Origin of the sequence: Sphingobacterium anhuiense (genome assembly GCF_042686355.1) — a bacterium.
In the GTDB taxonomy this organism is placed as follows: Bacteria; Bacteroidota; Bacteroidia; order Sphingobacteriales; family Sphingobacteriaceae; genus Sphingobacterium; species Sphingobacterium anhuiense.
On sequence record NZ_JBHUPE010000005.1, the window covers coordinates 178960 to 194254 of the forward strand.

Below are 15295 nucleotides of genomic sequence, written 5' to 3' on the forward strand. Positions count from 1 at the left end.
AACGTGAACAGATGAAACTCAAATCATTCGATAAAATATACCATATCCATAAGCAGTCTTCAGTTAAAAACTGGTTTATCTTCATGGGTATACTGTGCTTTGTGACGCTTTTTTTACCCTGGACACAGAATATTAAGGTGAAGGGTACTGTGACCACGTTGTATCAGGATCAGCGTCCGCAGCAGCTCAATTCGCCTATTCCAGGTAAAATCATGAAATGGTATGTCAAGAACGGCGATTTTGTAAAAAAAGGTGATACCATACTGCAGCTAGCTGAAGTGAAAGATGACTATATGGATCCGCAGTTGCTGGAACGTACCGAGCAGCAGGTCAGCGCGAAGAAAGGTGTCCGTAATTATTACGAAGCCAAAGTGGGGACTACTGCAGATCAGATCAAAGCTCTCGGTGCTGGGCGAGAACTTAAGCTGGCACAATTGAGAGTGAAGATCAGTCAGTTAAATAATAAGCTGCAGGCGGAGCAGGCAGAACTTTTGGCTATAACCAACGAGTTGCGATTAAGCGAAGATCAATTTAACCGACAGAAAAAAATGTACGATGATGGTCTGGTGTCCCTTACCCAGTTGCAACAGCGAAATGTTTCCTACCAAAATGTTTTAGCTAAAAAAACAGCCATAGACAATAAGCTGGCGCAGACAAATCAGGAGATTCTAACGGTACAGATCGAAGAGCGCGCAACGATCCAGGATTATACTGAAAAGCTAAGCAAAACAGAAGGTGACAGATTTTCGAGTTTGGGGCAGATTGAGGGAAGTACTGGCGAAATAGCAAAACTTGAAAATCAGGTTGCCAATTATAGAGCGAGACGGGGATTATATTTTGTGCAAGCTTCTCAGGACGGACAGATTGTACAACTTAATAAAGGTGGTATCGGAGAAATCCTGAAGGAAACCGAAAGTATCGGTACGATCGTGCCCAGCAAGGTTGATTACGCTGTCGAAATTTTTGTGAGACCCGTAGATTTACCTTTACTCAAAGTTGGACAACGGGTGATGTGTGTGTTCGACGGTTTTCCTGCCATTGTATTTTCAGGCTGGCCAACCACGAGTTACGGAACTTTTGCAGGTCAAGTAATTGCTGTCGAAAATAATATCAATGCGAGCGGACTTTTTAGGGCTCTGGTCATGGAAGATAAAGGACAAAAGCCATGGCCTCCACAGATTAAAGTGGGGGCTGGGGTGCAAGGTATTGCGATCCTGAACGATGTGCCGATCTGGTATGAGCTGTGGCGAAATATTAATGGTTTCCCTCCGGATTATTATACAGTCAAAAATGAAAATAAAGCAACAAACGATGCAGCGGCAAAATAGTTATATCATCCTTATTCTGATATGTTTTTTCAGCCAATCTTCTTTTGGGCAGGATACTTTAAGATTATCGCGGAACGAGTTTTTGGCCATCGTCAAAAATTATCATCCGATGGCTTTCAAATATCGCTTAGAGAACCGTATTGCTGCTGCTGGTATACAGCAAGCTAAAGGTAATTTTGATCCTGTTCTGGACGCTAAAACGGGAGAAAAAACCATTGATGGCACACAGTATTATCAACAGCGTAATATTGGTCTAGGTATTCCGACTTGGTATGGTATAGAGGTGAATGGTAGTTACAGCTATTTAGATGGAGAAAAACTCAATAACAGTGATACAAGGGGAGGTTTATATCAAGTTGGCGTAACTGTTCCGTTGGCAAAAAATCTGCTGTATGATAAAAGACGTGCTTTATTGGAGCAAGCACAGATTGCGCAGCGTATGACGGAAGCCGAACAAACCGTGTTGACCAACGAGCTGATGCTGGAAGCGGAAAACAGCTATTGGGAATGGGTCAAACAATATGAGCTCTATCTACTGCAAAGGGAAACAGTTAACATCAATAAAGAGCGGCTGGCACTTGTGATCAAAACTTTTCAGTATGGTGAACAGGCTGCAATTGATACCACCGAAGCACTTTCGCAGCTGCAGAATTATGAGCTGGAGCAGCAGGATGCTTATCTTCAATTTGTCAGTGCGACACAAAAGCTTTCGGTATATTTATGGGAGGAGGACCTTAAGCCATATCCCGTGACTGAAGGGCTTATTCCCTCAGAAAGATTGCAGAACAATACTGACGATACGCAATACACCGATCTATTGGCGCAGGTGGATGCGCATACGCTAAATGGCCATGCTTCTGTACGTTATTATGATGAAAAAGGCAAAATATTAGAAAGCGAACGTCGCCTCAAATTGCAGAGCTTATTGCCCAAAATAGATTTTAGCTATAATTTTTATAATAAAGAAGGGTATACACACCAGTTTTTTCCACTTTTTGATAATAACTTCCAATATGGTTTAAAACTTGAAATACCGATTTTTTTAAGACAGGCAAGAGCTGATTATAAAATGGCAAAATTGAAGATCGATCAGAACAGTTTGGATCTGGCTTATAAAAGTCAGGAATTGGCAACTAAGATAACCGGCTACAAAAATGAAATCTACAACTATTGGAGTCAGATCGGTATCGCCACCAAAAACATGGATAATTATAAACGATTACTGATGGCCGAGCAATCCAAATATGCTAATGGCGAAAGTTCGTTATTTCTGATCAACAGCCGCGAAAATAAGCTTATTGATGCCCAAGAAAAGATCTTAGAATTAAGACTCAAATTTCTCAAAAGTTATAATAAACTGAAATGGACAAATGCTAATTTTGATTCGTCGGTAGCACTGCGCTAGTCAACACCATAGGTGTTTTGTGAAATGAATGGAGACCATTCTTTAATACCGCACGTTTTGGATTTTATCATTCCTTTCGTCACACTAGCTTTGTGTTAACCAAAAAATAAAACACGATGCAAATTTTTAAAGATAAGGTGATCCTAATTACAGGAGCCAATAGGGGAATAGGCCAATCACTTGTAAAGGTTCTACTTAATAATGGGGTAGGGAAAATATATACAACCTGCAGGGATTTAAAGAAAATGCCATCATTTAATGACGATCGGATAGTACCGTTAGAACTAGACATTACAGATGACCAACAAGTTGCATGGGTAGCAACCGTAGCTCAGGATACTGAAATTCTTATCAACAATGCCGGAACAGTAAACTCTGGAAATATCTTAGAAGGAGATCTCCTGGGAATGGATAATGATTTACAGGTTAATTATTTTGGAACAATAAAAATGATGCGGGCATTTGCACCAATTCTGATTCGAAATAAACCCTCCATTATGATCAATATTGTTTCTATTGCCGCTTACTCCCCTTTGCCATCTATTGCAGGATATGCGGCTTCAAAAGCAGCTCTTTTTTCTGCTACACAATCCGTACGAATTGAATTGGCTAAAAAAGATGTATCCGTCTATGCGGTCAATCCCGGAGCAATTGACACGGATATGAACAAAGGTAGTGATTGGGATATGCCCGATCCAGACAGTACTGCTATCCAAATACTGCAAGGTGTAGCTGACGGTAAACTCGATAGTATACCTGACGAAATGGGGCAGGGCATGTATAATGCCTGGAGAGAAGATCCTGCTAAACTGTCGAAGCTATTTGCCGACCTTTATTATGCGGAGAATGCGAAATAAACTTATCTTTTATCAAATCTTATTTTAATGTAAGCACAAGCTATACGGATATTCTTTACAATTGAATAATCGTATAGCTTGTAGTGACTTGATGGGATTTATTTCGTTAATGAAGTATTACGAATACTAATATCGATCGTGACCGAATAAAATAGTTTCGGCTGATAATGACGCTCTGTGCTTAAGCCAGCCATCTAGGTATCTTGTATCATGGACATTGTTACTTCTGTCCTTTGTCCATTTCATACCCCCTTGCACGCCTTTCATTTGTTCTTTAGAAAGCATGGTTGATTTTTCTTTTAACAATTCTAAATTTTTCATAGTGATAAAGTTTTATTTACGAAATTAAGATAAGGACAATTTACTGCTGTAATCGCTATAAATGTATATTCGGGGATTTTGGATTAATATTCGTTTGATCTTGGAACAAGATCAAACGAGCACTATGTGATTTTGCTAAAACGTTTTAAATATATAACAAGAAATTAAATTTAATTTTATTGATCGCTCCATTTATCTTATATTGGGCTCTTGTTTTTCTTGATTAAAACAGTTGTTTGGTTAATTAAACAGTAGTGAGATCATAGAATGTAGCGATCGGTTGTTAGAAATTGGTGTAGAAAAGATAACAAAAGAGGAAGTCGAGGAAGTTTAAACTAAGTGATCAAACTCCCGTAAAATAGCCATGATGATCTTCTTTTAGGGGTGATAAATAGTTGTAAATAAAATTTAAAAAAAAGCGATATATACAATGAAATATGTGAATTATATGGTTTGTGCAGGTCTATTCGTTGTTTTAGGCTGTGCTTCCAAAAAAGATAACCAACGTGATTCTTATGCAAAATCTGTTAATCCTTTTATAGGGACAGATTTTACGGGGAATACCTACCCCGGAGCGCAGGCTCCATTTGGTATGATCCAATTAAGTCCTGACAATGGTTTACCAGGCTGGGACCGCATATCGGGATATTTCTATCCGGATAGCACCATCGCTGGTTTTAGTCATACACACCTAAGTGGAACAGGAGCAGGGGATCTATATGATATCTCTTTTATGCCAGTTACGCTTCCTTACAAAGAAGCAGAGGCTCCACTCGGTATTCATTCCAAATTTACGCACAGCGATGAACAGGCACATGCCGGTTATTACCAAGTAAAATTGACTGATTATGATATCAATGTCGAATTGACAGCAACCCCTCGTTGCGGTATTCAGCGTTATACTTTCCCAGAAGCAGATGCTGCTGTATTTTTAGACCTGAAGAAAGCAATGAACTGGGATTCGACAGTTGATTCCCATATTGAAGTCGTCGATTCGGTTACGATACGCGGTTATCGATTTTCTGAAGGCTGGGCAAGAGGGCAACGTGTCTATTTCGAAACTCGATTTTCAAAACCCTTTATTGCCGTACACTTAGATAGTACTGCGATCTTATCCGTTACAGATACCTTAACAAAAGCTACTAAACGAACTGGAACAGCTTTTAAAGCCCGTTTTGATTTTAAAACAGCTAAAGGAGATCAAGTCACATTGAGTACAGCACTTTCCGGAGTGAGTAGGGAAGGAGCATCAAACAATTTAAAAGCAGAAGCGCCAAAAGATGATTTTGACTATTATCTCGCGCAGGCTGAAAAAAATTGGAATGATGAACTTGGCAAGATCGCTATCCAGACAGCAGATAAAGATACCAAGGTGAAATTCTATACCGCATTATACCATAGTATGTTAGCTCCTACCATATTTGGAGATGTAGACGGGTCTTACTTTGGTGCTGATCGGAAAATACATAAGGCCGAAAATTGGACCAATTATAGTACTTTTTCATTGTGGGATACCTATAGAGCATCACATCCATTATTTACCATCACTGATCCAGATCGTGTAAATGATATGATTAAGTCCTTTATTGCCTTTTACGAGCAACATGGTCGTTTACCGGTATGGAATATATATGGAAGCGAAACCGATATGATGATCGGGCACCATGCTATACCTGTTATCGCCGATGCCTATTTAAAAGGGATCGGTGACTTTGACATCAATAAAGCGCTTGAAGCTTGTGTCGCTTCAGCAAACACCGATGCATACAGAGGAGTTGGACTGTATAAAAAACTTGGCTATGTTCCTTATGACGTTGCTGATAAATACAATGCAGAGAACTGGTCCTTATCGCGCACATTGGAGTATGCTTTCGATGATCATTGTATAGCCGTAATGGCAAGCAAGATGGGGAAAAAGGATATTGCTGCTACATTTTTGGCGAGATCAAAAAACTTTAAGAATGTCTATAATCCAGCAACTTCGTTTATGCAGCCACGTCATAGTAATGGTCAATTTATAATCCCATTTGATCCTGAAGATTATAGTGAACATATCTGTGAAAGTAATGCATGGCAATATTTTTGGTCGGTACAGCATGATATTCCCGGGTTGATCAATTTAGTTGGTGGGGAAGAACGCTTTGGACAAAAGCTCGATAGTATGTTTACTTTACATCCTTCAGATACGACCAAACTGCCTATTTTTAGCACCGGTATGATTGGGCAGTATGCACATGGCAATGAACCGAGCCATCATGCTTTATATCTATTCAATGCTGCCGGACAACCTTGGAAAACTCAGCAATATGCTGCTGAGGTAATGGAAAAACTGTATCTAAATACTCCTTCTGGTTTGAGTGGCAATGAAGATTGTGGACAGATGTCTGCATGGTATGTCTTCAGTGCATTAGGTTTTTATCCGGTAGATCCTGTCAGTGGCCATTATGAGATCGGGACACCGCTTTTTGACCATAGTGAAATTATGCTTGCTAACGGTAAGAAATTTACAGTCAAAGCCAATCACGTCAGTAAAGAGAATATCTATATCCAATCTGTTTCAATAGATGGTAAGCCGCTTGAAACCAGTTATATCACGCATCAGCAATTGATGTCGGGTGCGACGTTGGTATTCGAAATGGGGAACAAACCAGGGCCAGTATGGTATAAGAAATAACTTGTAGGAATTAAAAAGCCCGGCATGGATCAACCATGCTGGGCTTTTTAATTTCTATTGATTTCAATAGGTTGTTTTTGAATAGGTAGGAATAAAAGTTAAACTATGAAATAAATTTATAATTTAACTTTTATTTATTCTGGATACAACGTACTGGATAGCTGAACACTTTAGAATAATCATTTGCACCCCATCTACAGAACTCCTATGACTCTCCGCAGGAAATGATAACATAATGTCACTGCTCTTTCTATTGGTCATAATATGTGCAGTTGTAAAATCTCATAATTCAGCTGAAGTGCAAGAAAATGGAATCCAATTCTTTGAACTTCTAATACCATGTTGTATTCTGTACTTCAAAGTTAATAGGTCAGTCGATCAAAAATGCGTGATAAACCTATCATATTAATATCACATTGCTACTTCATTAAGGTATCCTACTTGTAATGAGTTTTTTGTGTTGATTATTGAAATTAGTAAAATAAAAATACCGTCAATAGCTTCTGTGTTACCTCTCTAATAAAATGCTTGTATTGTTTAGTGATAATATTTTTCATCTATTGTAATGGTATTTGTTTAATAGCCGTGCTCATGTGTGATATATTTGTGATATATCCTTATTGTTTCCTTTTGAGAAATCATTGCAATATTTGTGGAAATTAATTAAAAATTTTATTAATCATCAAAAAATTAGAAAAATGGTTTTAGAAACACAGATAAAAAGAAGCTGGAAGACACTGGTTCTATCGGCTTTGGTGTGTGGGTCTTTGTATTCCTGTAAGGAAAGCAAAGACAGTGTAGCAGCGAGCGGCAAGGCTAGCGTCAATATCCACTTACTTGGCGTAGAAAACCCAGTTGTCGTCAATAAGAAAGCAAGTAATGGGAGCAGTATTGGAAACACAGCCCAGACTCAGGTGATTCCTTTAACAAACTCAAGTTCTTTTGAGGCAACATTGACAAACAAGTCTTCCGAGGCTAGTGGTAACCTATTACGGTCCTCATCGGGAAACCGTGCCGCAGTTACCGAAGAGAGGACACCATTGGCAGCTAATGTCAAGTATAAAATCGTGGTGTATAATGCAGATGGGGATTATGTAACAGAAAAGATCTACACAAATTCTGTTGACAATAATAGTGAAATCACATTGGATGCTGAAAAGACCTATACTTTTGTAGCCTATTCAGTCAATAGTACGGCAACAGTTCCAGGGGTGACTGCACAGAACGAACTCGCTAATGCCAGCCTGGATAACATAAGTGCAGATCTGATGTACTTTAAGAAAGATTTAACAGTTCATTCAGGTGAGAATAATCTTGATGTGGTGCTGAAACATCAGTATAGTGAGGTAACGACCAATTTAAGTATGGCAACTGAAATGACTGGAGCAATAACAAGCTTGGTTACGCCAACGATAAACCCTACGCATCCTAGTGCAAGTTTAAAATTAGCAGATGGTACGATATCCTACAATGGAAATACTGCAACTACTGCTGTACAATTTCCAGCTTTGGGAGCGGGCTTACGGACTGTATCGAGTATCCCTACACTGTTAATCCACCCTGGCGCTGCCAATGGTGTATTTAGTTTTGGATCAATTACTATTGATGGAGAGACAAGATCTAATGTAGGCGTTGCTGGATTACAGATTATACCAGGTCAACGTTATAACTTAAACCTAAACTTCAAAACTTGTACACAGCCAGTGACAGGAGGTGCGGATCTAAACTGGGATTATGCTGCTTCTGGATCAGGTGCCACTGTCAATGGTACATTTGTTCCTAACGGAAGCTTAGTTACACAGACATTGACAGCACCAGGTGCTGATTATGGATTTGTGTTTGATATTCTTCAATTAGACAACTCATTTAATATGGAGGTTAATGGTATCAAGCTGGCCACACAAGAAATTCAATTTGAATCTGGTATTGCCATTGCCCAAAAAAATGTGAGATATGTAGATGGAAGTGTTTATGGCGGAAACAATGTGGAAGGCGGTACAATCCAACAAATTTATGATATGGTAGGTACGGTAGCGCAGCCGCTTATTAGAGTTGTAATTAGTCGTACCGGTGAGGTTACTATGTATGGTAGCAAGACCTCAGGAGGTGCACTATATCCACTTGAACTGACACAAGGTTCATTTAATACGGTGCCATGGAGTTCGACTTCCAATACTGTAAAAATCACACAGGTAGTACAGGGTAAGACGACGATGGTGGGGTCAGGTAGTGGCAGAAAGAAAACTGCTTGTACACTGTAGGTAGAATCACAGAATGTTAACTTTTATTAAAATCATATTATGAATACTAATGAGCCCAAGAGAATCTATTTAAGTCCACGAATCGAATTGATGACAGTGGAAATGGAACAAGGTATTGCAGCGGCATCTGTTAGCTCCGACGTGCAACAATCATGGGATAATGCTGATGATGATAATCGTACCATCGACTGGTAATTTATCCGAACTAATTATTGTTTAATTCATCTTAGTTGCTCGACAGGTTTTAATAATTCCTGTCGAGCTTTTTTATGAGATAGACTAAAGATTTTAAACTGGGTACAGGAACAAATTCAGTTCAAATAGACTTCGAAAAGTCCTTAATCAGGGAAAAAAAGGTTCTTCTTTCATAAGAAGGACTTTCTTTTTTAGGGGGGGCGGACGTTTCCTGAATCCTCAAGTTTAAATTATTTGTTTTTTTTATGGTGTTAAGTGGTTGTTTATCAGTTTTTTATAAAGTGTGATATGAATGTGAAAGGCGGTTTTTTTTGATTCATTCTTTTAATGTAAATATTTGTCAAGCAGAATAAGGTAAGACATTCAGTCCAGGAATTGCGGGCTATAATGAATTATCGCTCGAACCTAATTTGTGTGGAGGTCCGTGATAATATAGTTGAATTTAGTCTATGGGTATCAATGTGGAGCTGTCGATTTTAATTGCTATTTCTTCTAAAAAAAAAGCAAAATTGGCAGCTAGCGGTTGAAGGAATTTATCTCAAAAGGATGGAAATATAGAAATGAGAATTTACTAAAAAATGATATATAATGGAAAGGAATAACTTCAATAATTTAATTGCTTTAGCGAAAAACAATAGCGCTGAGTTTTTGACGCTGTTCAGCGAAATCTATCCCGATTTTGTTGCCTCTTTAAAGACAATAAATCCCAAAATCCGCAGTAGTGAATTAGAATTTTGTGCCCTGACCTTTTTGAATTTTTCGACCAAAAATATTGCCCAATATACTTTTGTCACCATACGTGCTGTACAGGTACGCAAAAATAGATTGCGTAAAAAACTGAATATCGCTTCTGATATTGATTTTAATTGTTGGATGCGCGAGCAGGTCCAGCGAACTCCAATGATTGAACAAGAGCATATAGCTATTGAAACTATTTAGCAATGTGGTAAGTATTGAATTTCCCCTTGCAATTTTGAATTGATCAGTAATATTAAAGAAAATTTTAGGGAAGATTTATTTTCTTGCCTGAACAGCTTTTCAAGCACTAAATATTAAAATTTAATGACATATATAAAAGGAGTACAGTGTTGATATAATATGAATTCAAAAAGTTTTCCACTATTTATATTTTATATTGATCGATTCCAAGTTAGTAAATGATGGTTAGTTTTTATGTGATATCTATGTGATAGGTCATTTATCATCGTTTGTATTTCAAAATCCTAATCTTTGTTCCAACTAGTTTCATTTGATTTTGCAATTGCTTACGGCTGTGTAATTCGAAGGTTTATTAAATCATCAATCTAAAATTATAAATGGTCAGAAAGATTTATACCAAATATAAAATTGAAAAATAAATAGTCATGGAAACAAAAAATCAAAAGAAAAAGGAAAATTATATTCCTCCGATTTTGAGTATTATAATTGTAGCAACGGAGCAGGGGGCGGCTACTGGTTCTGCACAGGTTTCCCAGGGCGGATCGCCATTAGACGATGATTATCGGAAGTTAGAGGATTAGACAATTCGGGATGAAAAATGTATTCTAGAGATGCTTTGATATCTGTTTAATGATTTAAAATATCTAGATTTGCATCGCAGTAATTTAGGGCTGAAGGGAGCTTTAGACTGTTGTGATAGAACTATATAACAATTGATAACCTACCTAATGAGAAAACAACTTCTTTTATTTATTTTATTATTATTTACGATTAAAGCAATAGCTGGTGATGACAAGAAGCAAGCGATTGATTCACTCTTAGCGAAGTCGATGGAATTTGCTAGTAGAGGAGATTTGGTGACCTATATTGAGACGGTGATAAAAGCGCTTAATTTGGCCAATGCCGCCAAATATGACGAGGGAAAAGCAAAAGGGGGCTCTTATCTAGCAGAAGGTCTTGTGACTATAGGTTTATTTAAGGAAGGACTGAAGCAAATTGACCGTATTGAAACTACGGACTTCTATAAGAATGAAATTTTCATGCAATCAGAAGTTCATCGGTTACGGGGAAGAGCTTATGGGGGGCTCATGCTTTATCAGCAAGCCCTTCGGGAGTTCCGTGTGCAGCAGGGAGTGATCAAAAAGCTGGCAGGGGAAAAGCAAATAAAATCCTACCAGTTTAACTATGAAAATTTATCTGTTGTTTTTCAGCGTCTGGGACAACTGGATTCTATGCAAAAATATACAGAACTACAATTAGAGAACCTAAAGGTCTTTGAGGAAAAAGATGCGGCAATGCGTTATCAGATTGTTTATGAAAATCTGGGTAGGTTATATGTACAAAAGGGCGATTTAGTGAAGGCGCAACAATACCTTGACAAATCCGTGGAACTCATGGAGAAATATAAAATCCCTGTTGTTATGAATACCTATGGTGCTTTGGCTCTTTTGGAGAAAAAAAGAAAAAACTTTAAAAAAGCTGCAGCTTTTTATGAAGAGAGCCTAGCAAAAAAGCGGGCAGCCGGTAGCAGAATTGGAATGAAAAATTCATATCGGGAGCTGGCTGATTTATACCGAACAACCAACTTGGACAAAGCCAAAGCTGATCACTATGAAATGGCCTTTAGCCGACTCAATGATTCTTTGGAAAATGAAAATAGACAGGTCGTTGATCAGGTGCTCAATCAGATTTTGAAATTAAAAGATCAGGAATCTGATACCAAGGTGTCAAAATCAGTTACCGTTTCAATAATTGCTTTAATCGTGCTCATTGTTGCGATCACTTTTTTTGTATGGCGATCTAGGCACAATCGTAAAGTTTTGGGAGAGAAAGAAGATGCTTTACAGGAAACAGAAACCATCAACAAGGAACTGACAGAGCAGATCGGAGAAAATAAATTCAATAATCTGATAGAGCTAGCAAAAAGTAATAATCCAGAGTTTCTGACTTTATTTACCGAATTGTATCCGGAGTTTATACAGGCGTTGAAATCACTTGACTCAAATCTTAGAAGCACCGAGCTTGAGTTTTGTGCTATGGCCTTTCTCAACTTTTCAACAAAAAATATTGCCGAATATACGTTTGTGACAGTCAGAGCAGTACAGATTCGGAAGAACAGATTGCGTAAAAAATTTGAAATCCCTTCGGATGCGGATTTTAATAACTGGATGCGCGGACTTACGGAAAAGGTATATTAATGTTTCCATTATGTCAATCCACATACATGTCTCGGACCATTTATATTTCTATCTAATCTGTTCAATAGATCACAAACCAATTGTATCACGCATCAGCAAATGATGTCGGGTCCGACGATGGTATTCGAAATGGGAAACAAACCAGGACCTGTATGGTATAAATAATAATTGTGTGTAGTAGCACCGTTTTCAATTAGAGCGTTGCAAAAAGTTAATGGCTTTTTGCAACGCTTTAAAATGTTACAGCCCCTTTAAATATGAACAATCCTTCCACTTCCTCCAACTACTTTTATTCCAGTAGGGAATGTTTTCCAGAAACGGATGTAATGAAACTTACTTTCAAAGTCTTCACCACTGTAATTTCCTTTTAATTCCATGGTCAACGTAATAACTGCTGTATCATCTATGATGTTTAGATGTTCCATATGGGGAATAAGCTCACTGATTTTTAAGTTACCGTCACGGTAGCTCTGTAAATCCATTTCCTTTGTGATGACGTCTCCACTTGGAAGTACAAAAAGAAGATCATCGTGCAGCAATTCTTCAAGCACGTTTATATTACTTTTCTTGATCGCTTCATAAAGCCTATTTTCCTGATCTAAAATATCTGTGTCTATCATTGGTTATTATATTTTTAGCGTCCAACTTAAATGATTTATTTTTACTCCACTACTAATTTAATAAACTTTTAAAGAATAATTCTCCTCCTACTCCTGCTACATATATGGATAATTGCTGTGTGCCGAAATTACTATTAAATGGTAGATTGATAATTTGAAAGTGGCAACTGCGAAAAAGATATTAGTCCAGGCCCTTCTAGAGCATTGTATAACCTTTGAATATCGCCTTCCTTCGCAATTTGGTGTATTAACAAGGTGTTATTTTCCATGGAAACACAGCGTACATTATAGCGATGTAAAATTTCCCAGATGTTCTCATTTGTGTCGAATGATATTTTAAACAATGCGGCATTTAAAACAGAACCAAAAGTGATTGTAACATCCAGTACATCGGCTATTTTTTTAAGATTGAGTATTGTATTATCGATTAACACTCCTGGCATAGCTACTTCAATCGTTATCAATACTATTTCCGGAATATCTGTACGGGATTGTGAAATGGTCTCAATTTCTAATCCTAATTGATACATTGTTGAAATGATATCTGATAGTAAATCACGTTGATTTTTGCAATTCAAGGTGAACAATTTAGAGGTCATATTTTTCTTTTTCATAACATGGAATCAAAAAAAAAGCTTCCCAAATTTTTTGGGAAGCTTTTTATAATATTATTTATTTTTAAATATCTTACAAAGTATTAACCTCCCATTTTGAACAAATAATGACGATGACCACGACTGTAGCATTAATCAAGATGTTAATATTAATCTGTCCTAGATTGTTCATTATGAAAGTGTTTTCTTTTGTGTTTTTACAAAGAAAAGAAAATACTTTTATTATCCAATTTTTTTGAAGAATAATAATTTTTTTGATCAGAGTAAAATCACTGATCGCGTTTCATTGTCCATATTCATTTTGCAAGCCGCATGTATATCTCTGAACAGCAAGCCAAAAGGATGGTCTTATCATTCATTAAAACAGTAAATTAGAACTAATTACTTCTTTACTGCGTCAATTAAAATGGCAAGTTGTATACATGGATGATCGGAGCGGTTGCTCCAAGCGTGGTTAGTGCCCCTCTGAATGACAATATCTCCTGCTTTTAAAAGCGTTTCACCTTCGTCCATGATCAGATAAAGTTCTCCTGAAAGAATGATGATGTAATCCAAGGTTGAAGTTTGATGCATCATCGGGTGGGGCTGTCCGATTTTTACATGCACCCCCAGTTCTTTATCAGGAGGGATGGAGACATAACGAAAATACGTTCCGTTTTTTGGCGTTTCAGGGAAACCCTTATTGGGGATCTGCATTTCATAATCCAGGCTTGCAGGCATCTGTTGCGTATTCCAAACATCTGATATCACCAAATTAGGGAAATGTTCTACAGCATTTGCTACAATTTTATCTTCAAGGATCACAGACTTTCCGTTTTGGATTCCGGTGACGATTCTTCTTGGTATTTTATTCATGGATCATTATTAATTTATTTCCGTTCGTTTGATTGTATTTAAGCATACGATGAGCTTCCAGCACTGTTTCCGAGGAAAGCTTGCCTACAATTTTATAACTTGGCGGACTTATGGTTCCGTCTTGGATCATTTCCGCAATACGCTGGAGATTATCTTTGTAGTAGGCGTAATTTTTGGTTACGCTGTGCGCATAATTGGAGATATTCAAGATGCTTATTCCTTTATTAAAGAGCGTTTCACGGGATTTCGTAGTGGTCATAAAAGTAACATCAACATAGGTTCCATTAATTTTTAGCAATTCCGCTGTAATTTCGGCAATCTCGTTTCCAACCAGATCGATTCCAATATCAAATGGTTGATTATTGTTAACTTTAATCAGGTTATCTCTTAGATTAGGCAGTTTATAATTGACGATCTGATTTTCCTTTAGTCCCATATTCAAGAGCAGTTTAGTATTTTCCTCACTACCAGCAGTAGCAATGATCTGATCAATATTATGTGCCAATAATATCTTGACAAGAAAAGATCCGACTCCACCCGAGGCTCCCGTGATCAGGATTGTATCTTTCGGATAGATCTGGAGTCGATTAAAAATTTGTAGAGCAGTCAGCGCTGCCGATGGTACTGCCGCTGCTTCTTCAAAGGAAATTCGCTTAGGTTTGACAGCAACAATAGCTTCAGGAACGGTAATAAATTCAGCATATGTACCATTACTTCCCATTGATCCACTAGCACAGAGAACTTCATCACCAATTTGAAATTCAGGTACTTGAGCACCCTTATCCACTACGATTCCTGCCAGTTCTCGTCCCAATATCGGCGAACTGATCAGTTTTCTTTCGTGTTCATTTTCCAGCATCTGATAATCGATGGGATTAAAACCGCTTGCTTTTATTTGGATCAAAACTTCATGGTCTTTCGGTATTGGTTTAGGAATAGATCGATCTTCCAGCTGACCATGTTTATTGAGCATAACTACTTTCATGACGTGTTGATTTTATACAAAGGTATAGACAGAATAGTTTATA

14 protein-coding genes are annotated in these 15295 nt (G+C 37.7%); 9 read left to right on the forward strand and 5 right to left on the reverse strand.

Features of this window, described 5'->3' with window-relative positions; translation table 11 throughout:
* Positions 1 to 11: 11 nt before the first annotated feature.
* From ACFS6I_RS12885 to ACFS6I_RS12895, 3 genes are all read left to right on the forward strand, one after another.
* Positions 12 to 1328, forward strand: a complete 1317-nt coding sequence (locus ACFS6I_RS12885) for an HlyD family secretion protein (RefSeq protein WP_380921131.1) — start codon at positions 12 to 14, stop codon at positions 1326 to 1328.
* Positions 1291 to 2733: a TolC family protein gene (locus tag ACFS6I_RS12890; RefSeq protein ID WP_380921133.1), complete on the forward strand. Its 1443-nt coding sequence runs from the start codon at positions 1291 to 1293 to the stop codon at positions 2731 to 2733. Before ACFS6I_RS12885 ends, ACFS6I_RS12890 begins: the two co-directional genes overlap by 38 nt.
* 116 nt (positions 2734 to 2849) lie before the next feature.
* Positions 2850 to 3590, forward strand: a complete 741-nt coding sequence (locus tag ACFS6I_RS12895; RefSeq protein ID WP_183911727.1) for an SDR family NAD(P)-dependent oxidoreductase — start codon at positions 2850 to 2852, stop codon at positions 3588 to 3590.
* A 126-nt stretch (positions 3591 to 3716) separates the two neighbouring features.
* On the opposite strand, the gene ACFS6I_RS12900 is transcribed toward ACFS6I_RS12895, so the two are convergent.
* On the reverse strand, positions 3717 to 3911 hold the full coding sequence (locus ACFS6I_RS12900; protein ID WP_132770695.1) for a hypothetical protein: 195 nt from the start codon (positions 3909 to 3911) through the stop codon (positions 3717 to 3719).
* Positions 3912 to 4341: 430 nt separating this feature from the next.
* Here ACFS6I_RS12900 and ACFS6I_RS12905 point away from each other — a divergent pair, with 430 nt between their 5' ends.
* From ACFS6I_RS12905 to ACFS6I_RS12930, 6 genes are all read left to right on the forward strand, one after another.
* A complete protein-coding gene (locus tag ACFS6I_RS12905) occupies positions 4342 to 6585 on the forward strand; it encodes a GH92 family glycosyl hydrolase (protein ID WP_380921136.1) in 2244 nt (747 codons plus the stop codon).
* A 698-nt stretch (positions 6586 to 7283) separates the two neighbouring features.
* Positions 7284 to 8846: a hypothetical protein gene (locus tag ACFS6I_RS12910; RefSeq protein WP_380921138.1), complete on the forward strand. Its 1563-nt coding sequence runs from the start codon at positions 7284 to 7286 to the stop codon at positions 8844 to 8846.
* Between the two features lie 39 nt (positions 8847 to 8885).
* Positions 8886 to 9041 carry a hypothetical protein gene (locus tag ACFS6I_RS12915; protein ID WP_168127226.1) on the forward strand — a complete coding sequence of 52 codons (156 nt, stop codon included), beginning with the start codon at positions 8886 to 8888 and terminating at the stop codon, positions 9039 to 9041.
* A 588-nt stretch (positions 9042 to 9629) separates the two neighbouring features.
* On the forward strand, positions 9630 to 9980 hold the full coding sequence (locus ACFS6I_RS12920) for a helix-turn-helix transcriptional regulator (RefSeq protein ID WP_380921140.1): 351 nt from the start codon (positions 9630 to 9632) through the stop codon (positions 9978 to 9980).
* A 425-nt stretch (positions 9981 to 10405) separates the two neighbouring features.
* Complete coding sequence (locus ACFS6I_RS12925; protein ID WP_380921142.1) at positions 10406 to 10561, forward strand: hypothetical protein; 156 nt, start codon at positions 10406 to 10408, stop codon at positions 10559 to 10561.
* Between the two features lie 147 nt (positions 10562 to 10708).
* Positions 10709 to 12178 (forward strand): transcriptional regulator, encoded by a 1470-nt coding sequence (locus tag ACFS6I_RS12930; protein WP_380921144.1) that lies wholly within the window; start codon positions 10709 to 10711, stop codon positions 12176 to 12178.
* Between the two features lie 251 nt (positions 12179 to 12429).
* On the opposite strand, the gene ACFS6I_RS12935 is transcribed toward ACFS6I_RS12930, so the two are convergent.
* From ACFS6I_RS12935 to ACFS6I_RS12950, 4 genes are all read right to left on the reverse strand, one after another.
* Complete coding sequence (locus ACFS6I_RS12935) at positions 12430 to 12798, reverse strand: nuclear transport factor 2 family protein (protein ID WP_380921146.1); 369 nt, start codon at positions 12796 to 12798, stop codon at positions 12430 to 12432.
* A 134-nt stretch (positions 12799 to 12932) separates the two neighbouring features.
* Positions 12933 to 13412: a hypothetical protein gene (locus ACFS6I_RS12940; RefSeq protein ID WP_380921148.1), complete on the reverse strand. Its 480-nt coding sequence runs from the start codon at positions 13410 to 13412 to the stop codon at positions 12933 to 12935.
* Positions 13413 to 13793: 381 nt separating this feature from the next.
* Positions 13794 to 14267, reverse strand: a complete 474-nt coding sequence (locus ACFS6I_RS12945) for a cupin domain-containing protein (RefSeq protein WP_380921150.1) — start codon at positions 14265 to 14267, stop codon at positions 13794 to 13796.
* Entirely contained in the window at positions 14260 to 15252 is a 993-nt protein-coding gene (locus ACFS6I_RS12950) for a quinone oxidoreductase family protein (protein WP_380921152.1), read from the reverse strand. Before ACFS6I_RS12950 ends, ACFS6I_RS12945 begins: the two co-directional genes overlap by 8 nt.
* Positions 15253 to 15295 lie beyond the last annotated feature (43 nt).